At 52.3% G+C, this 21935-nt stretch carries 19 protein-coding genes; 16 read left to right on the top strand and 3 right to left on the bottom strand.

The window, feature by feature from the left end; translation table 11 throughout:
• Window positions 1–127: 127 nt before the first annotated feature.
• The 8 genes from NYE29_RS15425 to NYE29_RS15460 all read left to right on the top strand — a co-directional run bounded on the left by NYE29_RS15425 (window position 128) and on the right by NYE29_RS15460 (window position 8522).
• The gene (locus NYE29_RS15425) at window positions 128–1096 is read left to right on the top strand and encodes an ABC transporter permease (protein WP_340896641.1); all 969 of its coding nucleotides are present in this window, start codon (window positions 128–130) and stop codon (window positions 1094–1096) included.
• Between the two features lie 22 nt (window positions 1097–1118).
• Window positions 1119–1994, top strand: coding sequence for a carbohydrate ABC transporter permease (locus NYE29_RS15430; protein WP_340896642.1), 876 nt, complete (start codon window positions 1119–1121; stop codon window positions 1992–1994).
• Window positions 1995–2036: 42 nt separating this feature from the next.
• Complete coding sequence (locus NYE29_RS15435; RefSeq protein WP_340896643.1) at window positions 2037–3140, top strand: glycoside hydrolase family 88/105 protein; 1104 nt, start codon at window positions 2037–2039, stop codon at window positions 3138–3140.
• Window positions 3141–3200: 60 nt separating this feature from the next.
• A complete protein-coding gene (locus tag NYE29_RS15440; protein WP_340896644.1) occupies window positions 3201–4544 on the top strand; it encodes a glycoside hydrolase family 28 protein in 1344 nt (447 codons plus the stop codon).
• Window positions 4545–4796: 252 nt separating this feature from the next.
• Window positions 4797–5807 (top strand): ketoacyl-ACP synthase III, encoded by a 1011-nt coding sequence (locus tag NYE29_RS15445; protein WP_083675939.1) that lies wholly within the window; start codon window positions 4797–4799, stop codon window positions 5805–5807.
• A 170-nt stretch (window positions 5808–5977) separates the two neighbouring features.
• A complete protein-coding gene (locus NYE29_RS15450; RefSeq protein WP_340896647.1) occupies window positions 5978–6979 on the top strand; it encodes an ROK family protein in 1002 nt (333 codons plus the stop codon).
• A gap of 43 nt (window positions 6980–7022) precedes the next feature.
• A complete protein-coding gene (locus NYE29_RS15455; RefSeq protein WP_076114228.1) occupies window positions 7023–8255 on the top strand; it encodes an MFS transporter in 1233 nt (410 codons plus the stop codon).
• Between the two features lie 105 nt (window positions 8256–8360).
• The gene (locus NYE29_RS15460; protein WP_179091879.1) at window positions 8361–8522 is read left to right on the top strand and encodes a hypothetical protein; all 162 of its coding nucleotides are present in this window, start codon (window positions 8361–8363) and stop codon (window positions 8520–8522) included.
• Here NYE29_RS15460 and NYE29_RS15465 read toward each other — a convergent pair.
• Both NYE29_RS15465 and NYE29_RS15470 read right to left on the bottom strand, forming a co-directional pair.
• On the bottom strand, window positions 8504–9541 hold the full coding sequence (locus NYE29_RS15465) for a LacI family DNA-binding transcriptional regulator (RefSeq protein ID WP_340896651.1): 1038 nt from the start codon (window positions 9539–9541) through the stop codon (window positions 8504–8506). The two genes, NYE29_RS15460 and NYE29_RS15465, sit on opposite strands and share 19 nt — an antisense overlap.
• 289 nt (window positions 9542–9830) lie before the next feature.
• Window positions 9831–10388, bottom strand: a complete 558-nt coding sequence (locus NYE29_RS15470) for a GbsR/MarR family transcriptional regulator (RefSeq protein ID WP_340896652.1) — start codon at window positions 10386–10388, stop codon at window positions 9831–9833.
• Between the two features lie 254 nt (window positions 10389–10642).
• Here NYE29_RS15470 and NYE29_RS15475 point away from each other — a divergent pair, with 254 nt between their 5' ends.
• The 8 genes from NYE29_RS15475 (at window position 10643) to NYE29_RS15510 (ending at window position 19275) form a co-directional block, all read left to right on the top strand.
• Window positions 10643–11842 carry a quaternary amine ABC transporter ATP-binding protein gene (locus NYE29_RS15475; protein WP_038596243.1) on the top strand — a complete coding sequence of 400 codons (1200 nt, stop codon included), beginning with the start codon at window positions 10643–10645 and terminating at the stop codon, window positions 11840–11842.
• Window positions 11839–12669, top strand: coding sequence for an ABC transporter permease (locus NYE29_RS15480; RefSeq protein WP_340896654.1), 831 nt, complete (start codon window positions 11839–11841; stop codon window positions 12667–12669). Before NYE29_RS15475 ends, NYE29_RS15480 begins: the two co-directional genes overlap by 4 nt.
• A 21-nt stretch (window positions 12670–12690) precedes the next feature.
• On the top strand, window positions 12691–13551 hold the full coding sequence (locus NYE29_RS15485; RefSeq protein ID WP_340896656.1) for a glycine betaine ABC transporter substrate-binding protein: 861 nt from the start codon (window positions 12691–12693) through the stop codon (window positions 13549–13551).
• Window positions 13552–13789: 238 nt separating this feature from the next.
• The gene (locus NYE29_RS15490) at window positions 13790–14401 is read left to right on the top strand and encodes a TVP38/TMEM64 family protein (RefSeq protein ID WP_340896657.1); all 612 of its coding nucleotides are present in this window, start codon (window positions 13790–13792) and stop codon (window positions 14399–14401) included.
• A 141-nt stretch (window positions 14402–14542) separates the two neighbouring features.
• Window positions 14543–15658: a sporulation protein YunB gene (yunB, locus tag NYE29_RS15495; protein ID WP_340896658.1), complete on the top strand. Its 1116-nt coding sequence runs from the start codon at window positions 14543–14545 to the stop codon at window positions 15656–15658.
• A 122-nt stretch (window positions 15659–15780) separates the two neighbouring features.
• On the top strand, window positions 15781–17268 hold the full coding sequence (locus NYE29_RS15500; RefSeq protein WP_340896660.1) for a hypothetical protein: 1488 nt from the start codon (window positions 15781–15783) through the stop codon (window positions 17266–17268).
• Window positions 17265–18542 carry a hypothetical protein gene (locus NYE29_RS15505; RefSeq protein WP_340896661.1) on the top strand — a complete coding sequence of 426 codons (1278 nt, stop codon included), beginning with the start codon at window positions 17265–17267 and terminating at the stop codon, window positions 18540–18542. The genes NYE29_RS15500 and NYE29_RS15505 overlap by 4 nt, the downstream gene beginning before the upstream one ends.
• Window positions 18535–19275, top strand: a complete 741-nt coding sequence (locus tag NYE29_RS15510; protein WP_340896662.1) for a glycosyltransferase — start codon at window positions 18535–18537, stop codon at window positions 19273–19275. The genes NYE29_RS15505 and NYE29_RS15510 overlap by 8 nt, the downstream gene beginning before the upstream one ends.
• Window positions 19276–19954: 679 nt before the next feature.
• Here the strand turns inward: NYE29_RS15510 and NYE29_RS15515 are convergent.
• Window positions 19955–21919, bottom strand: a complete 1965-nt coding sequence (locus tag NYE29_RS15515; RefSeq protein ID WP_340896663.1) for a glycosyltransferase — start codon at window positions 21917–21919, stop codon at window positions 19955–19957.
• Window positions 21920–21935: the final 16 nt, after the last annotated feature.

Raw genomic sequence — 21935 nt, forward strand, 5'->3', positions numbered from 1 at the left:
ATGACAGTCATGAACGGTTAGGCTAAGGCCCAGTGAAGAAGGCTGCCGAAGCAGCTTCAGCAGCCTTCTGATTCATACGAAACCGGCAGTCAGATGATCAATTTATGAAGCAGAAAGGAAGAGTGTTATGCAGGAAGTCACCGCTCAGCCCAGCGCAATTCCTGAGCTGGAGCCCAAAAAATACAAAAGCAGCAGTGAACTCAAAAAGCGGCTGTGGAGAAATAAACTGCTTTACGTCATGCTGATACCGGGAGTGCTGTTTTTTGTTATTTTTAAATACTTTCCAATGTACGGATTGGTCATTTCCTTTCAGGATTACAAGCCTTATCAGGGGATCCTCGGCAGCAATTGGGTAGGGCATGAGCATTTCAAGCGGCTGTTCGCGGAGCCGGATTTTCTCAATATCCTGGGGAATACGCTGATTTTGTTCGGGATGAATATCATCTTTTATTTTCCGATTCCGATTATCCTTGCTCTGATGCTGAATGAGCTGAGAGGCACATTTTTCAAAAGATTGTTCCAGACACTCGTTTATCTGCCCCACTTTATGTCATGGGTTATCGTCGTCTCTATTACTTTCGTTATGGTCACGATGGACGGAGGAATTATTAACGAGCTATTGGTCTATTTCGGCCTTCCCAAGGTGAATTTCCTGCTGAATCCCGACTGGTTCAGGCCAATGTATATCATTCAGGTCATTTGGAGAGAAGCAGGCTGGGGCACCATCATTTATCTCGCAGCCATTGCGGCTGTAGATCCCGGACTTTACGAAGCTGCGCGCATGGACGGAGCCGGCCGGCTGAGACAGGTCTGGCACATTACCCTTCCGGCGATCCGAAGCGTCATTATTACACTGCTGATTCTGAAAATCGGTTCCGTGCTGGATCTTGGATTTGAACACGCTTATCTGCTGCTCAACTCCATGAACCGGGAAGTGGCGGAAATTATTGATACGTACGTGTATACCGCAGGTTTGAGACAAGGACAATTCAGTTACAGTACGGCTATCGGCTTCTTTAAATCGGTGATTGGACTCATTATGGTCATGTCGGTCAACAAATTATCGAAGAAAATGGGAGAAGAAGGCGTTTATTGAGAGAAATGCGGGAGGAATTCAAATGGTAGAAGACAGAACGATCGGCGGCCGGATTTTTGCTGCTGTTAACTTTACGCTGCTGGCCCTCATTGCACTGGTGACGGTGCTTCCATTTATCCATGTGGTGGCAGGCTCCTTCACAACCAGTGCGGAGCTCGCGGCCAACAAATTTGTGCTGATTCCAAAAGTATGGAGCTTTGAGGCGTACAAGTTTATTTTCTCGACGGATACGATTTTTAGAGCACTGGGAGTTTCGATTGGGGTTACGCTCATCGGTACAGTATTCAGTATGTTTATAACAGCTTTAATGGCCTACGGCCTCTCCAGACGGGATCTGGACGGGCGCAATGTTATTAACTTTCTGGTTGTGTTCACGATGCTGTTTCACGGCGGGATGATTCCTACGTTCCTGGTGGTGAAGGAGCTGGGGCTGATTGATTCCTATGCGGCTCTAATTCTGCCTTCGGCAATCAGTGCGTTTAACATGATTATTCTCAAAAACTTCTTTCAGAATATCCCGGAAGGTCTTGAGGAATCTGCCAAAATTGACGGCTGCAACGACTTCGGCATCCTGTTCCGGATTGTATTGCCGTTATCTTTGCCCTCGATTGCGACAATTTCCCTGTTCTATGCGGTGACGTATTGGAACACCTATATGAGTGCCATTCTGTATCTGGATGACAGCGCCAAATGGCCGATCCAGGTGCTGCTGAGACAAATTGTCGTGCTGGCCAGCGGGATGGATTACAGCTCTTCGCTCGATGCTGCGGTTCCGCCGCCGGATCAGACGATCAAGATGGCCGTTATCGTGGTGGCAACCCTGCCGATTCTGATGGTTTATCCGTTTTTGCAGAAGCATTTTGCCAAAGGGGCTATGCTGGGATCAATGAAGGGTTAACCGCCAAAGGACAGGTATTCTTATGTTGGAAGGGGTAGTAAGATGATAGGCAGTCTGCCGAAAACACCCATGGAATGGGCAAAAAAAGCCTGTGACTCTTTAATGGATACTTATCAAGCGGGAGAGCTTCCTCCTGCACATCGCTGGCACTACCATCAAGGCGTGTTTCTGTGCGGAATGGAGCTGCTCTGGGAAGCTGTCCGGGAGGACCGCTATCTGGAGTACATCGGTCAATATGTGGATGATCTGGTGGATGATCAGGGCAATTTCTATTTTGCCCGCGATGAGCTGGATGCGGTTCAGGCAGGACTGCTGCTGTTCACGCTGCATGAACGGACCGGCAAGGGCAAGTACCGGACGGCTGCCGATAAGCTGAGAAATCTGCTGCTGACAGTAAACAGAACCGCCGAAGGCGGATACTGGCACAAGGATAAGTATCCTTATCAAATGTGGCTTGACGGGCTCTATATGGCTGGAGTCTTCTCGCTGAAATATGCCAATGCCTACGGGGAAGCCGGCTTGCGGCAAACCGTGCTGCATCAGGAGAAGCTGATGCGCAAATACATGAAGGATGAAGCTACCGGCCTCTTGTATCATGCCTGGGATGAGAGCCGGCGGATGCCTTGGGCCAACCCCGAAACGGGCTGTTCACCGGAGTTCTGGAGCCGCTCCCTGGGCTGGTACGGTCTGGCGTTGTCGCAATTTCTGGACCTGCTGCCGGCGGATGAATCGGGCCGGGCGGAGCTGGCTGCTGCGCTAAGCGAATTCGTGCAGGCCTTGATCCGTTATCAGGATAAGGACAGCGGGCTGTGGTACCAGGTCGTGGATAAGGGCGATGAGCCGGATAACTGGCTGGAAACGTCGGGGTCCTGCCTGTTCGTCTACACCATCGCCAAAGCGGTGAAGTTGGGTCTGGCTACTGAAGAAGCAGCAGCGGTGGCAGCAGCCCAAAAAGGCTATGAAGGCCTGATCTCGGTGCTTCAGCAGGATGATCAGGGCCGCGTGATTCTGCCGGATATCTGCATCGGCACTTCGGCGGGGGACTATGAGAATTATGTCACCCGGCCTAAGGTCAGCAATGATCTGCATGGGGTGGGGGCGCTTGTCATGGCTTGTGTGGAGATGGAGTCTTTGTACAGAAGGTAAGAGGATGAAGCGAGAAGCTCTGCAGCGGTTTTGAGCGCTGCTCGAGAGGAAGGGGGACCCATGTATAACATTGCGGATTACGGAGCGCTGCGGGATAGTCCAGTGCCGGCAACGGGAGCTATTGCGGATGCCATTGCGGCAGCGAGCAGAGAAGGCGGCGGAACGGTAGTTATCCCGGCGGGGACATTCAGAACAGGGGCGGTGCTGCTGCGCAGCAACATAGAGCTGCACTTAAGCCCCGGGGCGGTTCTGTCATTCAGCACCGAGCCCGGGGACTTTCCGGCTGTGGAATCCAGATGGGAAGGCGTGAAACGGCAAGTGCACGCGTCCTGCATTTACGGGGAGGATCTAGTGAATGTATCCATTACCGGAAGCGGAACTCTTGAGGGCAACGGCGCTCCTTGGTGGAACAAGCACCGGAATCACCCGGAGGCGCTGGAGTATCCCCGTCCAACGCTGATCGGATTTAACAACTGCAGCCGGGTTACGATCAAGGATGTAACGCTGCTGAACTCACCGAGCTGGACGGTGAATCCGATCTGCTGCAGCAATGTGACGATCGACAATATCTCGATCCTGAACCCGCCGGATTCACCGAATACGGACGGCATTAATCCGGAATCCTGCTCGGGTGTGCGCATCAGTAACTGCAATATTGATGTAGGCGATGACTGCATTGCGATCAAGGCGGGAACCGAGGATACGAAAGAGCGGATTCCCTGCGAGAATATAACCATCACCAACTGTACGATGATTCACGGCCATGGGGCGGTGGTGCTGGGCAGTGAAATGAGCGGCGATATCCGCAATGTGACGATCAGCAACTGCGTGTTCAAGCAGACCGACCGCGGCATTCGCATGAAGTCCAGACGGGGCCGCGGAGGGACGATTGAGGATATCCGCGTCAGCAACATTGTGATGGAGGACGTGATTTGTCCCTTTACGCTTAACCTGTATTATTTCTGCGGGCCCCGCGGCAAAGAGAAATATGTCTGGGACAAAAATCCGTATCCCGTTACGGCGGAAACGCCAACGTTTAGACGGATTCATTTTGAGAGTATTACCGCACGGGGTGTCCATGCGGCTGCAGGTTTCCTGTATGGGCTGGCGGAGCAGTATGTTTCGGAGATTACCTTTTCGAATGTCGATATTTCAATGGCCAAGAATGCCGTTCCCGGCCAGCCCGACATGATGACAGGCATTGAGGATATGAACAACCGCGGATTTTTTCTGGGGAATGTACGGGATGTCCGGTTCCAGCAGGTGACGGTTGAGAATCATGAAGGCCCGGCCTTTTATATCGAGAATGGTGAAGAGGTTGAAATCATCAACTGCCGTTCAAGAAACACCGCCCAACCGGAAGAGCTGGTGGAGCAGGTGGAAGTAGAGCCGGCAAACACATAGTTGCACATGCTAAGAGCATACACCGGAATGTTACGGTGCTGTACCTAAGCTATGCTGCCGCTTACCCGTTTATCTTTTGTTTAATATGTTTACTAGGAACTGTGGCCTGTTTAGGCCATAGTTCTTTTTTTTGATCTTCGGCGAGTCCAGGGAAATATTCACTTTACGGCTTTTTCCTTTGCAATATTAGCAGGTATCGCATATAATTAGTACCAAGTACTAAGACCAGATACTATTAAAGAGGTGATTTCATTGACGGGTGCGAAAATTACAGCGATTGGATCTTATGTGCCAGTCCGGAGGCTGACCAATAGCGATTTGGAACAGATGGTAGAGACGAACGATGAGTGGATTGTCCAGCGAACCGGAATCCGCGAGCGGAGAATCAGCCGTGAAGATGAATATACCAGCGATTTATGTGTTTCCGCCGCGCAGGATCTGCTGAAGCGTTATGGCAAATCTGCCGGGGACGTGGATATGGTTATTGTGGCTACCAGCACGCCTGACTTTTCTTTTCCTTCTGTAGCATCCATAATTCAGCACCGTCTGGGGATTCCGCTTACCGCCGGAGCTGTCGATATGAGCGCCGCCTGTGCAGGTTTTGTCTATGCCTTGCATACGGCCCACGCTTATGTCGCATCAGGATTGCACCGCAAGGTTCTGGTTCTTGGGGCAGATGCGCTGTCCAAAATTACGGACTATACCGACCGCAGCACCTGTATTCTTTTTGGGGATGGGGCCGGGGCGGTTCTTGTGGAGAGCGGTGAGCAGGAGGACAACTTCCTCGGCTTCCATTTGGGCAGTGACGGCGGCGGAGCACATCATGTGTACCGCACGGGCCTGTCGCATAAGGTGAACGGGATTGAACTGATGAATTCAGGCAAGCTGGTGCAAAATGGCCGGGAGGTTTTCCGCTGGGCGGTAAGAACCGTCCCCCAAGGCATCCAGCAGGTGCTTAAAAATGCGGGGGCAGAGCTTGCGCAAGTGGACTGGCTGATTCCGCACAGCGCCAACCTGCGGATGATCGAGCCCATTTGTGAGCGCTTGGATTATCCTCTTGAGCAGGCTCTGTACAGCCTTGAATATTTCGGCAATACGTCGGCCGCAAGCATACCGCTCGCTCTGGACCTGGGTGTCCGCGAGGGCAAAGTGCTGAATGGACAGCAGATTCTATTGTACGGATTCGGCGCGGGTCTGGCCCATGCCGGTCAACTCCTAAAGCTGGCGCTGGACCCGCAGGTCGGGCTTCCGGCGCAGCTTTAACCGGAACCAGCCGTCTTCCCCGGAAGCGGCTGGTTTTTTTATGGCCTAAATGATGTATTTGTGTTCAGATCTCCACCTGCCCCTTATAGGCTTGACAAGGACAGACTACTCGCTGCATACTAATTAAATGTGGTTTATTAAGTGACTTTATTATATGTCGGAGGATGCTTATGGAGAAGGCGAACGGTTACTTAATCAAAGATATTAATCTCAACCTTGTGCGGCAGGCCATGAAACAGATTGGAACGGGATCTAAGTCACAGCTGGCCGCATTGACCAAGCTAAGCGTGGTTACTATTAATTCACTGGTCAAGGAATTGGTTCAGCTCGGTGAATTGTCGGAAGACGAAACGGTCCCATCCAATGGGGGCAGACCTGCGCTTACTTACCGGTACAATTACGGATTTAGCCTGGCGCTGGTCATTCATATGAATGAGAAGCAGGGTGCGGATGTAGTTGTTGTGACGGTAATTAATTTAGGGGATGAGATTATAGAGCGGGAAGAATACGGCATACCGCTGTTCAATCTTGAACGGTTTTATGAATTGATTGAGCAATATTTGTCGAAACACCCTACCATCAAGGTGATTGGGATCGGTATTCCCGGCCAGTCAGTCAATGGGGAAATCAAAGTAAGCAGTCATGACCAGCTGAAAGGCGTACGATTGAGCGAAGTTATACAGGAGCAATTTGGATTGCCGGTTGTGTTGGAAAACGATGTGAATGCTGCGATCAGCGGGTACTGTTCCCGAACCGAGAAGGATGATAATCAATGTGTGCTTGGTGTATATTTTCCAAGGTCCTATCCTCCCGGCATGGGGATTTATTTGAACGGGAGTGTAGTGAAGGGCAAGGACGGCATGGCCGGTGAAATTAAATTTCTTCCGGTGGAGGTGGACTGGAACAATCCGGTCAAGACTGAGATGTTTATAGAGGCAGCCTGCACGATTATTCATACGGTGAATGTTGTGCTTGCTCCGGACGAAATTGTTATTTACCAGAGCCTGATGGATGAGGAAACCTGGGGCAGCGCTTGGGAATTGTACAGAACTCAACATGCAATGCCTTCCATGCCCAGCATCATTCTGCTCGATTCATTTCATGAAGACTTTGAGGCAGGCATGCGCTGGCTAACCTTAAAACAGCTGGAGCCTGATATTTGGGGCAATTAATGCCCTGTTATCCGGGAAATCACAGAGAGGAAGAAACATAACTATGGCAACTTGGTTTCTAATCATTATCTATCTTTCATTTATCAGCTTGGGCATTCCCGATTCGTTGCTGGGGTCCGCCTGGCCGGTGCTGCATCTGGAAATCGGCGCTCCCTTTGGATCGGCGGGTCTCATCTCTATGATCATTGCCGGAGGGACCATCGTTTCAAGTCTGGTAAGCGGCAGCATCATTAAAAAGCTGGGCACAGGGACGATTACCCTGATCAGCTGCTGTATGACCGCTGGTGCGCTGCTGGGCTTTTCCTTCGCGCCTTCACTGGTTTGGTTGGCGGTTCTGGCTATTCCCCTGGGGCTTGGAGGCGGAGCGGTAGATGCTGCGCTCAACCATTATGTAGCCGATAATTACAAAGCCCATCACATGAGCTGGCTGCATTGTTTTTGGGGTGTCGGTGCAACGGCGGGGCCGATGATCATGTCTTATTATATTGCGAACCACAATTCGTGGAGAGAAGGCTATTCGGCCGTTTCAATCATCCAGTTCGGTCTGGTAATCATTTTGCTTGTTACCCTTCCGTTATGGAAGCGGGTAGCGAAACTGCATCATGCTGCAGAGGTTGGGAATTCGAACGAAACCCAGTCTGACGGGCTCGAGGGGAGTCACACCGGCATCAGTTCCCCGCCTGCCAAAGTGAAGGTTCATCCCACTCGTCTCAAAGGCGTTAAATTCTCGCTTCTCGCATTCTTGTTTTATTGCGGTGTCGAATCCACGGTCGGGTTATGGGGGGCCAGCTATTTAGTAGGGGCAAGAGAGGTGTCAGCCGAATTAGCCGCAGGCTGGATTTCTATGTACTATGGCGGAATCACAATCGGCAGATTGATTACCGGATTTGTGACCCTAAAGATCAGCAACCGGGTGCTGATTCTGGCGGGTCAGCTTATAGCTGCCTTGGGAGGATTGCTGTTACTTCTTCCACTGCCTGATGTTATGACCCTCGTTGGACTCATCCTGATCGGGCTTGGGCTTGCGCCGATATATCCCGGGCTGCTTCATGAAACACCGGCCCGTTTCGGCAAAGAGAACTCCGCGCAATTAATGGGGTACCAGATGGCAGTCGCCTATACAGGAACAACCTTGCTGCCCCCATTGTTTGGTCTGATCGCTTCGGGAATTAGCATCAGCCTCTTTCCGGCCATCGTATTGGCGTTTTTGCTATTGATGATGCTGAGTTCAGAGCAGGTGAACCGGGTCCTGAAACGAAGCCGGTCAGAAGCGTAGACCATCAGAAGCGTAGACCGGGTGCAAGAGATCAGCCGGTATGAATATTCTTATAGGCAAAAGCTGATCAAGCTTTTAATCTATAAGACAAAGGAGGCACGACTATTGCCAGTGATCGAAATCTTGTTTGGTATCGTATTTCTTATAGTGTTGTATTGGATCGTCCGTAAAATTGTCAATTCTCCTTCGGTGCAGAAACATGCGGCAGAGAGGGACAAAAAGTTTAAGGACGATTTCGAACGAGGGGCTTATAAAGAGGATTGGTGAGGTTTAGCATTCAACCGGCTGCCGCAGGATTCGCGGACGATTAGCGCCGGTTCAACGACAAACGAACCGCCTTCTGATTGATTGTTAATTAGATCGAACAGCATATGAGCTGCAAGTACGCCAAGCCGTTCTTTGTTCTGGCGGATCGTAGTCAGCGTAGGGCTGGTGTATTTGCAGGCCTCAATATCGTCACAGCCGATGATGGCGATATCCTCAGGGATGCGCAGTCCGTGCTCCTTCAAGGCGCGGATGGCCCCAAGTGCCAGCAAATCTGAAGCGGCAAAGATCGCTTGCGGCAGGCTGCCTTTCTCGATGAGAGTCTGCATGGCCGCATAACCGCTGGCTTCAAAGAAATCCTCGCCATGCACGAACCACGTGGGATTCATCGCCAGACCAAAATCTTCGATTGCCTTGATATACCCTGCTTCCCGCCGGTTGGAAATATCCGAATCCGCCGTACTGCCGATAAAGCCAAGCTCCCTGTAGCCCAGCAGATAGAAATGCTCCACGACCTTGGAGGAGATTTGATAGTTGTCCGACATCACATACCCGGATTTTTTACCCTTAAGCTCCAGATCTACGCCGATGCAGGGAATGCTGCTCATATCGAGGTCGCGGATTGCGGGCTCCATCTTCTGCCCGGAGATGATCACGCAGCCGTCCACATGAAAATGCTGGCAGCGCGCGAAATAATCACCGCTACTGATAAATTTCTCGTTGGAGAAAAAAATCAGATCGTACCCCAGCACACCCATCTGTTTCTTGAAGGAATTCAGCACCTCGATGAAAAAAGGATGGGTAAATTCGACATTAAATTCACCGGCAAAAATGACCCCGATCAGACTCGATTTTTTGGTGGCCAGTGTTTTCGCGGAATTCGAGGGGGAATATCCGGTTTGTTCGATAATCTTCAGCACCCGCTGTTTCGTTTTTTCCGAAACATCGCTGTAATTATTCATGATTTTCGAAACCGTTGAGACGGAAACACCTGCCATTTCGGCAATCTTTTTAATATTCATTTGCATGGTAAAGCCACCCTCCGACTGATCATGAATTCCGGGAAAAAGACTGATATACTGCGGTTTTGGTCCATCGCTTACACTTTATCCGTTGCAAAAATCAGTTATTCCTAGTCTATTAAACTTGTTGATACAAGTCAATCCGCAGCCGTTATTTCCGAAACCGATTTCGGTCTGAATTTTCATTTATAAATCCGCAGCAAATGGTAAATAATAAACGGCCATAGCCCCTTTGCGGGGCCATGGCCGTATTTATTATGCGGTGCAGCAGGGAGCTCACGCTCCGTGTTTATTTTTCTTTGGGAATGAAGTCGAATATCTTGCCGGTTTCTAGGGCTTCAATCAGCTTCAGCAGCCAGCGGTAGTATTTAATGGCTTCTTCAATTTTTGCTTCGTCTGTATTCAGGAGCTTCTCAATATCCGGATTGTCAGCATACTCGGATTTTATTTGTTTGATTTCAGCAAGCGATTTAGCCAGTGCGGACATATTTCCCTCTACGGCTTTTCTCCATTTAATTGAGAAATAGTCACTGAAATTCTGATGCCAGTCGGGAACGACCTCGAACAGATCTTTTCGGGTTCCTTTTCCCCACACCTTGTCGATCATCTTCAGGTCAAGCAAGGTGCGCACTCCTGTACTCATGGATGTTTTGCTCATTCCCATCGTATGGCTTAGCTCGTCCAGCGTTACGGGGCCTTGATTAAAGTACATGTAACCGTATAAATGCCCAATGGATAGGGTGATCCCGTACAAATCCATGTTTTTGCCAATGGAATCAATGACCCGCTCGCGGACCTTGCTGATTTTCTCTATTTGCTCGGGCGGAAGCCCTTCTAAATCGTTCATGATGTCCCTCCTGAGGATTAGGCTAATAAACTGCAAACCTCTCCAATGTATTGTAATCAAATCTGCTGCAATAAGTAAAGAATTCATGCAGAACGGAATATGGCGTAAAACAGAGTATTCTATACGTAAAGTACGTAAAGTTAAAACTGTACACTAATTTTTTAGCGAATATGCACTTTGCGTCGCTTTTCACAACTCCGTTACACTTGTTGAGAAGCACAAACGTGAAATATAAGGGGAAGAAGGAGGTCACCATGGCAATTATAGAGGTAAAAGAACTTACCAAAGTATTCGGTCATGATGCGGGACGGGCACTTCCATTACTAGCACAAGGTTGGTCTAAAGAGAAGATTGCCCGTGAAGCCAAGCTGACGGTTGGTGTCAACAAGGCTGAATTCAGCATCGAAGAAGGAGAAATATTTGTCATCATGGGTTTGTCAGGCAGTGGCAAATCCACGCTAGTCCGTTTATTGAACCGTCTGATTGAGCCCACAGGGGGCCAGGTCTTTTTTAAAGGCAATGATGTGGTCAAAATGAATCCCGAAGAGCTGCGCCGGTTCCGGCGTAAAAATATCGGCATGGTCTTCCAGAAGTTTGCCTTGTTTCCGCACCGCACGGTGCTGGCCAATGCCGAATATGGTCTTGAAGTACAGGGCGTGGAGAAAAAAGAGAGAACCCGGCTTGCCATGGAGGCACTGGAGCTTGTAGGCCTTAAAGGCTGGGAGAACCACCGCCCTGATCAATTGAGCGGAGGCATGCAGCAGCGTGTGGGTCTTGCACGCGGTCTTGCCAATGACCCGGATATCCTGCTGATGGATGAAGCCTTCAGTGCGCTTGATCCGCTGATCCGCAAGGATATGCAGCAGGAGCTGCTGGAGCTGCAGGCAAGAGTGAAGAAGACGATCGTATTCATTACGCATGACCTGGATGAGGCCCTGCGGATCGGTGACCGGATTGCTTTGATGAAAGATGGTGTGATCGTCCAGATCGGCACTCCGGAAGAGATCCTTATTCAGCCTGCGAACAAATATGTGGAGCGGTTTGTGGAGGATGTAGACTTGTCGAAAGTCCTGACTGCCGCGCATGTGATGCGTCAGCCGGAAATGATCCGGCCGGAACGCGGTCCGCGTGTTGCGCTTCAGCTGATGCGGGACAGCGGCGTATCCAGTCTCTATGTGGCGAGCAATGAAATGAAGCTGCAAGGTGTACTTACAGCAGAGAAAGCGCTGGAGGCACTCAAGGAGAATAAAAGCATTCTTGAAGTGATGGTCCGTGAAATTCCCCGTGTACGTCCGGACACGCTGCTGAACGACCTGTTCGAGCTGATGTCTGAGACACATCTGCCGGTTGCGGTAGTGGATGAAGAGGATAAGCTAAAGGGCATTGTGATTAAAGGGGCAGTGCTTTCCGCCCTTGCAGGCAATGCGGTACCGGAAGGAGGCATCGGTTCATGAATATACCTAAATTACCTATAGGCAAGGGGATTGAATGGCTGGAGGACTGGCTGACTACGTATTTCGGGCCGTTCTTTGATCTCATTCATGCGGTTATTGGAGGTATGGTGGACGGAATTGATGCGGCTTTAACCTTCCTTCCGGCTATCGTCCTCACGGTGATTATCGCCGCCTTGGCTTACTGGATCGGCAAATGGCGGATGGCTTTATTCGCAGTGATCGGGCTGCTGCTAATCGACAATCTGGGTCTATGGGATCCTTCTATGCAGTCCCTGGCCCTTGTGCTTACTGCATCACTGCTTGCTGTGCTGATTGGTGTTCCGGTTGGCGTGTTTTGCGCGCAGAGTAAGACTGTTCAAAATATTGTGACTCCGATACTGGACTTTATGCAGACGATGCCTGCATTTGTGTATCTGCTGCCGGCGGTATCCTTTTTCTCGCTTGGCGTAGTTCCCGGAGTCATTGCTTCTATTATATTTGCTATTCCACCTACGATCCGTCTGACGAACCTGGGGATACGCCAGGTGTCGCCGGAACTCGTAGAGGCTGCGGATGCGTTCGGTTCGACGGCGGGCCAGAAGCTGTTTAAGCTGCAGCTTCCGATTGCCATGCCTACGATTATGGCCGGCATTAATCAGACGATTATGCTGTCGCTGTCGATGGTCGTCATTTCGTCGATGATCGGCGCACAAGGGGTAGGGGCCTATGTATACCGGGCGGTATCACAGGCTAAGACTGGCGCAGGCTTCGAAGCAGGGATTGCCATTGTAATTATAGCGATCCTGCTTGACCGTTTGACGCAGAAGTTGGTTAAACCTAAACAATAATGACGGGAGTGTTTTATTTAGATGAAGAAAAAAGGATTCGGATTGCTGTTGACGGTGTTGCTGGTATTTGCAATTGCCGGCTGTTCATCAAGTGAAGGAAAATCCGTGAAGCTGGCATATGTGGCCTGGGATTCGGAAATTGCCAGCACGTATGTAGTCAAAGAGGTTCTGGAGTCCAAGCTGGATGCGAAGGTGGAAATGCTTCAGGTTGATGCTGGACCGATGTGGGCCGGCGTTGCGGACGGAAGCGCAGATGGAATGGTAGCTGCCTGGCTGCCGAGCACCCATGCTTCCTATCTGGAGCAGTATGGAAAAGATATAGAGGATCTCGGGGCCAACCTGGAAGGGACCAAGACAGGTCTTGTGGTTCCCACTTATATGGACATCAACTCCATTGAGGATTTGAACAATCCGGAAATGGCAGCAGCGCTGAACAACCGGGTTGTCGGGATTGAACCCGGAGCAGGAATTATGATGGCCACCGAAAAGGCGCTCACTGACTATAAACTGAGTGATTATAAGCTGCTGGAAAGCTCGTCGGCCGCTATGGTTCAAGAATTGGAGAAGGCATATACCAATAATGAGCCGATTGTAGTAACAGGCTGGACGCCGCACTGGATGTTCGCCAATATGGATCTGAAATATCTGGAAGATCCCAAAAGCGTATATGGCGGAGCAGAGCAGATTCACACTATGGTACGTAAAGGATTGAAGGAAGATATGCCGGAGGTGTACAACTTCCTCGATAAGTTCACATGGACACCTGAGGAAATGGCCCAGGTTATGGTGGAGATTCAAGCCGGGAAATCCCCTGAGGATGCTGCCAAGAGCTGGGTAGAAGCGAACGAGGATAAAGTGAATACTTGGATTGCTGCAGAATAATAATAACTGTGCCGGTACTGCAGAGTCATTTTGCAGCGGGTTAAGATGTGTGCTATGATTAGGTCAACATAAGGCTACAATTTTGTAACCTGTAGCCGGACATTGTTCCCGCCATAACACATTCTTTAGCAGGATTATCAACAAACACCCCGTAAGGGGTGTTTTTCTTGAAGAATTAGTGATTTATAAGGACTCAGCGGAGCTGATGCTGAAAGGAGTCACGAAAGGGGACGGCTCCATGACGGAGGTCATAAACGGCTGGATTGATTGGCTGCTGCAAAGTCTTGGGCTGAACGGGCCGTATATTCTGTTAGCAACGATTCCGCTCACGATTCTGCAGAGTTTATTCGGATTTTTCCCGCTGGCGATATTGATTGTTCTGCATGTCTCCGAATTTCATGTGATCGGCGGCATGCTGGTCAGCTGGCTGGCTTGTAATTTAGGCTCCATACTCGTGTATTTTCTCTTCCGGCGGTACCTCTATGGCTGGTTCGACGAGAAATGGAGATCCAAGCTGAAGCGCTATGACAAGTGGCAGCGTTATTTGGACCGCTACGGCATCTGGACGCTTGTGCTGCTTCGCACCATTCCGATTGTTCCCAGCAACGTGATCAATTTCATGGCGGCGGTCTCGCCGATCAAAGCCTCGGCTTATATTTGGGGTACGGTGCTCGGCAATCTGTCCTTCATCTGGCTGTTCGGAACGATCGGCTCTTCACTGGTTGTCCCCAGGGAGGAATGGAACGGATTTCTTGCCTGGTATGCGGTTTTTATTATTATTTTGCTGGGCATTTTTATCCGGCGGCATTGGGCCCATCTGCAGGAGGATAAGCGGAGCCGGATGGAGTAATAACTTTAGAAATTATGGACATGAACGTTTCTCACGGTACTTCGCACTGTGAGAGGCGTTCTTCTTTTTTGTCCTCTTCCCGAATAGCCTATAGTAAGGGGCGGCGGCTTGACCGCAGGAATGCAGGGGGGACTTAGACTCATGGGCAGAATAAAAAAATGGGGAAGCCGCAGGGCGGTTATGCCAAGCCTGCGCCTGCGGGTGCGGCTGCCGAAATTCAGCTTGGGCAGCATGCCAAGACCGGCCGGGCGAAGCCCGGCGTTTAAGGCGAAACCGGCCAAGCCGGGAATCAGAGCCGCTGGACAAGGAGCGCGGTTCTCGCCAAAAAGACGGGGGAGCAGGTTCAGCTTCTCCGGCGGAGGAGAGCGGAAGAAGGCGGTTTCCGTTTCCGTCCAGAAGACGCAAAAGCCGCGCAGACGGGGCCGCTTCTGGATCATCCTAAGCCTGCTGCTGATATTGGCGGTGCTTCAAGGGCTGCGTTATGTCGAGCAGCATTTGAAGCCGCCGATTATTCATCTGGCGCAAATCCGGGTGAAGCAAATTGCCACGGAGTCGATCAATAAGGCGATTACCTCACAGGTGGCCGATGCAGGAGATGCCGAAGCGCTGATTGACTGGAAGACGGATAAGGAAGGCAAAATATCGGGCTTTATGCTCAATTATAGAGAGCATATGCGGATTACCTCGCAGGCGGCGGAGGTCATTCAGTCCACGCTGCAGGAGCTGCATAATCAGACGGAGCGTATCCCGCTCGGCCAGGCGCTGGGCAGTCCGCTCATCGCTTCCTTCGGGCCGGATGTGCCGATCAAGATCGAACCTCAGGGCGCAGTTAAAGTAGAGCTGAACACCCGCCAAAAAAATGCCGGAATTAATATGATTCTGGTTGAGGTCTTCATTCATGTTGTCACTGAGGTTGCGGTTGTCATTCCGTTCGACATGGAGCCGCAGGTAGTGGATACAGAAATTCCTGTATCTTATCTGATGGTTGTCGGCGATGTTCCGATGTACTACTACGACAATCAAGGCCAGCCAGTCGGTGAGAATGGAAACAACGCACCGGGCATTGCCATTCCGGCTCCGCAGGCAAGCGGGGAGAAGAGCGGAACTGGCGAGGGCGGTTCGGATACTGATGAAAGCGGCGAGAGCAAAGATCCGCAGAGCGGCAGCACGAATGATCCGCCCGCGAGCAGCAATACTTCCGGCAATGCCGGAAACGCAGGCAATGGCGGAGCGGAGACTGAGGGTGGCGGCGAATAGAATAGGTGAATTGGATTTAATTTGGGAGAATCCGGAAAAATCCGCCAATGGAACAGGGATATCACCGCGTAGCGTTCATACACTATAGGTAGTACAGTTTTAACTAATGGAGTGTGAGCCTGATGCCGTATGATTCTATGGATTCTGTCCGCTTGGAGCGTCTGGCCGGAAGATACAGCTATCTGGAGCGTGAAGGATTACTGCCGCTTCCGGTAATAGACGGAATAACAATTGTGGTTGAACTGCGCTGCGCCGCATGGAGTGCAGAATGCTTGCGGCTCCTGCTGCTGCATTCCGGCCCTGGCGTCCGTGTGATTGGCGTTCCGCTGGAAGAGGATTTTGCTTTGCAGCCCCTCTCGGAGCAGTTCTCTGGAGAACATGCCGTGTCTTTTCTCCCCTACAGGAACGGGGAATATAGGGTGAATGAGGCCTTGGCATATGCCGAGACCTCATTTGTCGTATTGCTTCAGGATTCTGTCATGGTCACTGCAGGCTGGCTCGCTGATCTGCTCTGGCCGGCCATTGATGATCCGGTTGTCGGGGTAGTTGCCCCGCGTTCCTCTACGGAAGAAGCGGAAGGCAGGGAACTGCAGCTGTTTGACGATTTTTCTACGCTGTCCGCATACGTAAACCATACCCGGCTTCGGCGGCAAGGCGAATGGCGTAATGTGGAAGTGCTAAGTGGTGCCTGCCTGCTCTTCACCAGGGAACTGCTGCTCAGAGTGGGCGGTTTCGATGCATCGCTCCGCCAGCGGCGCCTGATGGTGGCCGATTGGTGCCTGCGGGCCCGGCAGCTGGGGAGAAGGCTCGCGCTCAGCGATGCTTTGTATGTTCACGCGCTTCATCCGCTTGAGGACGGAAGTTGTTCTTTGAATGGCATGGACCAAGGCGCTGAGGAGGAAGGCGGGCGGGCGTACTGCGCTAAATGGAATTTGCCCGGCGTCTCTGGGGGTGGAGGAAGTCTCCCGGTACCTGCGGAGCTTTCCGTCTCTCCGCAGCAGCCCGCAATACCGCTCGGCAAATCTTCTATGATCGTTCCACTGGTGACAGCGGTTGTTTATTTTGAAGAGAAGTGGAACATGGAAACATCGCTTAAGCGGCGTCAGTTGCTGCAAGAACAGCAGAGTTATGACAATATCCGCTGGGTATGGATCAGAAACAGCGCAAACGATGTTGCTTCCGAATTTCCGGTTCAGGAGAGGGACGCGGTGATTACGGTACAGGGAGAAAAACCTTGGCTGCATGCGCTGGAGAATGTCTCCGCACTCTACGAAAGCGCAGCAGTAGTGTATTTGTCCGCTTCTGCAGAATATGACACCCGTTATGTGGAGAGAATTGTGCAGGCTGTGCGGCAGGGTTCAACCGATATTGTGGTGAGCCAGGAAGATGGGCTGCAGGGGCCATTGACCGGGGGGCTTCCGCTGTTTCTTCCGCTTGAACGTGCCGCCCACCGGGGCGGAATTGTGCCTGGCCGTATTGATCGGCGGGAGGAGCCGACCCGCAGTAGCCTGCAGCTCGTTCCCTCAGAAACACTGACTATAGGGTATATTGGCGGGCTTCGCGGTGGAGAGACATCGCCATCCCCGAGTGACGGAGGGAGACGGCGATGAACTATCTTATCCTCAGTTCTGTTCCCTGGGACGCCTATAAATACAAGAGGCTGCTCGACCTCCTGCCGGACCGCGGGGAAGTTTTGTTTGCGGGGGGAATGACACCGGGCCAGCAGGAGGAATATGACATCCAGTCCTTGTGTCTGGCGGAGATTTACAAGCTGAATGCCAAGGAATACACGGTGCTTGTCTCCTCCCCGTATTGGCTGCCGGATGTAATGACACTGGAGCCAGCCTATACCGTGGCACTGCTGGAAGCTTGTCCCGAAGGCGAAGACAGCGGACTGTGGGACAAATACAGCGCGCTGCTCGCTGCCAGAGCCGATCTGGTGGCCACCGCTTCAGAACGGCTATATCTGGAGCAGAATCTGCGCAGAGAGGGGGTCGTCTATCTCAGCGGGGACAGTCCCTTGTCGTACGGAATCATCCGCCGGGGAGACCGGCTGTTCTTTCTCTCCGGCTATGAAGCGATATGGACGAGAGCGCTGGGAGAACTGTGGCAGCCATCCGCAGGATCGCCTGTGTCTTGGCTTGATATCCAGCGGCGGCACCGTGCGGATTTCTATCTGTCTATGTGTGAGAAGCTGCCCGATCAGCCGACCGTGCATTATCTGGCAGCTTCCTATTTATATTTGCTTGGGAACGAAGCGGCCTCCCGGTATTTGACGCAATCCTTCGAGCTGATGCTGCTGCATGATTATACGGATTGTCTGCATTCCCATTACCGGTTTTTCTCGGCTATTGAAGCCAAGCAGGGCCATCTGGAGCTTGCTGCCGCGCAGTATGCCATTACAGCCTTTACGGACGAAGAAAGAGCGAGGGCAGCGGAGATGCAGAACTGGCTGGACCATGGTCAAAAGGAGCTGCTTCAGGCGGAAATCTGCCGTGTGAACGAGGATTCGGCGGCGGCGATCATGATTTTGTCCAGTTCATCCTATACGGAGGCGAAACCGCTGCTGCTGCTGAACTACATTGAAACCTATCAATGGGAAAAAGCACTGCAGCTCCATCGTGAAATGGAAGCCAGCAGCGATGCGGGGGTGGGTACTGCTGCGGGAACGTCACCTCCAGCAAGAGGCGGGGCGGCGGCAGCTGCAAGCCAGCAGCTGCCGGTGATCGAAGGTACGCTGCACCTGCTGCATGGCAGGCGTCATGCCGCCATCCGCAGCTTTCTGCGGGCGGCCGGAGCAGACCATCAAGCCCGGCCGCTGTTTGCCGAAATGGCCGATCTGGAAGAGGCAGTCGGGCGACTGAGGGGGAGAGTAGATGAGTAATCGTGAGCCTCTGCGCAAATCCTCCGGCAACCGGCTGACCGCGATGATGCAGGTACGCAATGAGAGCGGGCGTCATCTGGAGCGGGTGCTGGAGGAACTGAGCGATTTTGTGGATGATATCGTGATTGTCGATGACGGAAGTACGGATGGTACGGCGCGGCTGTGCAATTCTTTCACCAAGGTGTCAAAGCTGGTGACGCTGGAAAGCTCGCTGTTCAGCCGGGAATGGGTGCTCCGGCAGACGCTCTGGGATCTGGCGGTGTCCACCGGCCCAGACTGGCTATTATCTGTCGATGCCGATGAATTCTACGAGGAAGAGGCGAAGCGGGAGATGCGGCGCCTCATTGATCAGGATGTTTACGACTGGGTAGCCTTCCGCCTGTATGATTTTTGGGGCGGAACTACCCATTACCGTGAGGATGAACACTGGAATATACACATGAAGCATACCCGCACGCTGGTCCGCTATCTGCCGCATTTTCATTATTTTACGCCCCGGATGGATCATCATGTTCCCCGGCTCCCGCTTTCCTACGCCATCCTGCCGGGTTTTCTAGCCGAACTGCGTGTGAAGCATTACGGCTGGGCTGTGCCGCAGGAAGAGCTCCGGCAGAAATACGAGCGTTATCTGGAGCTTGATCCCGAGGGCAGATGGGGGAGCCTGGAGCAATACCATTCCATTCTGGATGAGAATCCCCGTGTAATAGAGTGGAAGGAAAAGCGCGGTACGTAAACAGCGGTGTATGGGCAATGCTTGCCTGCACAGCTATAAACCGGCTTTGAGAGCATGCAATGGAAATAGTATGCTGCTCAGAGCAAATAACCCCCGTTCCGGCTGGCAAAGGAACGGGGGTTATCCAGGTTTGCTGCACTGGACTGAACCGCATTGTACTAGAGCATGTCTTCAAACAGGAAGAACTCTGGGGAAGCAGGGATTTAGTATTGAAAGTAGGGTTCCTAAAAACCCGCAGCGGGTTGGTTTACTCGTACCGGACTCAGGAGACGCTAAGGAGAGTAAAACCCCTGTTTATTCTCTTTTGCGGACTCAGTGGACCTTATCTGCTCTGCATTCTATCTAAAAACGGTCATCAGGGAGAAATAACTGCGCTGGAGTCCGTTTCCTTACTGTAACAGGCTAAAAGCCCCAATTAAGTGCAACTCGGTCCGTTTGTGCTCAGAGCCAGGAATACACTTTCCGGACGCACACACACATGCCCTCGGAAGAAGAGCGAAGTCTCTGAAAAACCGAGACGTAAGCCTCCACCCAAAAAGTACCTAGTGGCGAAACGCCTTTCTCCGCGTGTGATCGGAAAAGGATAATGTACCCATTATTCCTTAGGGCATACAGCAGCAAGCTTTGGCGGGTAAAGCGGTTTGAAGACACGCCCTAAACCAAACTGTGAAGCCCTTGGTTAAAGCTTCTCCCGGAGGGCCGCTCTTACAAGCAGCAGCCAAGGGATGCTGCCGCAAGCAGCACCTTGCGGATGGACTGCTGCTGCGAGCTGCAGCTTATGGTAGCTCAGGCCCACCGCAGCTGCCCTGCTCCCCGATTGCTGCAATGCCCTTTCAGCTGCGGGCTCCAGCAGGGGAGTCAGCCCGCATGAGCTGGCTACCGCTGCGTACAGCAGCCACTCTGCCAAGCCGGCAGGAGTATGGCAATGATGCTCTTGCGCGGTGTAGATTGAGCACCATTGCCTCTTTATCGCTGCGGGGGCCTGCAGCAGCCCGCACCACAGCGGTTCGGGCAGCCTTGACCACTGGAAGAGTGCGGCATCCGCATGCTTGTATAACGCCAGCAGGCTGCTCCAGGCTCCTGTCTGGAGCAGCAGCTGCGCGGCGTAAGAGAGCTCGGCGAAGCTTGGCGACTGACATTCGGCTGAATCAGCCGGAGGGTTCTCCAGCAGCTGCCGGACAGCAGTTAAACCTGGCCTGTAAGCGGCCAGGCGTTTCAGCCATCGTCCTGCGGCAGCTTCATCGCCGATACGGCAGGACCAGGCCCACAAATAGCCATGGATAAATGGCTGTTCGGAATCTTCCTCCAGCAGCTGTGCCAGCAGCTGGGCAGCTTGCGGTGAGGAGTGCTGCTGCGGGAGGAGCTGCAGCAGCACTTGAATGAGCCGCCGGACGTGAAGGGGCAGCTGCCCCGCCTCGCCCAGCACCTCCAGCCAGCCGAATGCGCGGGCATTCAACGCAGCAGGCACAAGCCTGCCAAGCAAAGCTGAAGATAAGGACGGGGCATGGAGCCGGGTTAGAGAAGACAGTATTTCTTCCTCCCCTGACAACAGGCACAGCGGCACGAGTTCATCCCACACGGCGCTATAGTCCGCTTCATAACCTGTAGCTTGCGTGTAATGCTTGTGCGCTTCCTTGTACAGGAACAGCCGCTCGCAGACTTGGCCGGCAAACAGCTGGGTGCGGCTGGTACCGCTGCCGGAAGAAGAGGGGTATTTATGCGCAGTGTTTCCGCTCCGCAGCGCCTGCTGCAGCAGAAGACGGGATGCCTGCAGCTCCCCTTCTTCGAGCAGCAGCCCGGCGTAACTCTCCAGGAGATCTGTGAAATCGGGAAATAAGGAGCAGCCGTTTGCAAAAACGGTTTTGGCATCGCTGCTCCGTCCGCCCGCTTGCAGAGCATAGGCTGTTTTGAGATAGATGTCCGCAGCATAGCCGGAGCCGGCAGGGATTTCACGGAGCAGCGGAAACAGGATATTGGCGGCGGCAGTGTACTGTCCTTGCTGGTAATGTTCGGTTCCCAGTGCATAACGCAGGGGTATACTCTTCGGATCAAGCTCCAGGGCGGTGAGGATAAGACTCAGATTGCGGCTGGTTTTATCCTTGCGCTGCAATTCATCATCCAGATAGCCATAATGATCAATGGGCAGCTCCGCATAATCGACATGTCCTTCCGGCAGTGCCCAGATGCTGCCGGCGGCCTCCTCATGAATACTCCCCTCAAAAACAATACGTACGTCATTTCGGAACAGCCGGCATACATTATCCGTCACATATTCCCGCCCTGAGGTATTGCCTACATAGTGGATAAAAGGCAGAAAGTAACCCTGCACCTTCTCCGCCTCCAGCAAGGGCTGCAATACTTCTTCCCGCCAACCGGCAATGGCCTCATCCGCATCCAAGACCAAAATCCATGAACATGAAGCCGCCCGGAGGGTTAGATTCCGGGCCTTGGCAAAATCATTCTCCCACGGAATTTCGATCACCTGCGCACCGAAGCTGCTTGCAATGCCGATGCTGCCGTCACTGGAGCCTGTGTCGCCGATAATAATTTCCGATACCCAGCCCTGAACTGAAGCCAGGCACCGCTCCAGGTGGCGTTCCTCATTCCTGATAATCATGCAAAGCGAAAGATCGGGAGTGGACATATGAAAGATCCCCCCT

The sequence above is a fragment of the Paenibacillus sp. FSL M7-1046 genome, assembly GCF_038007405.1.
In the GTDB taxonomy this organism is placed as follows: Bacteria; Bacillota; Bacilli; order Paenibacillales; family Paenibacillaceae; genus Paenibacillus_AQ.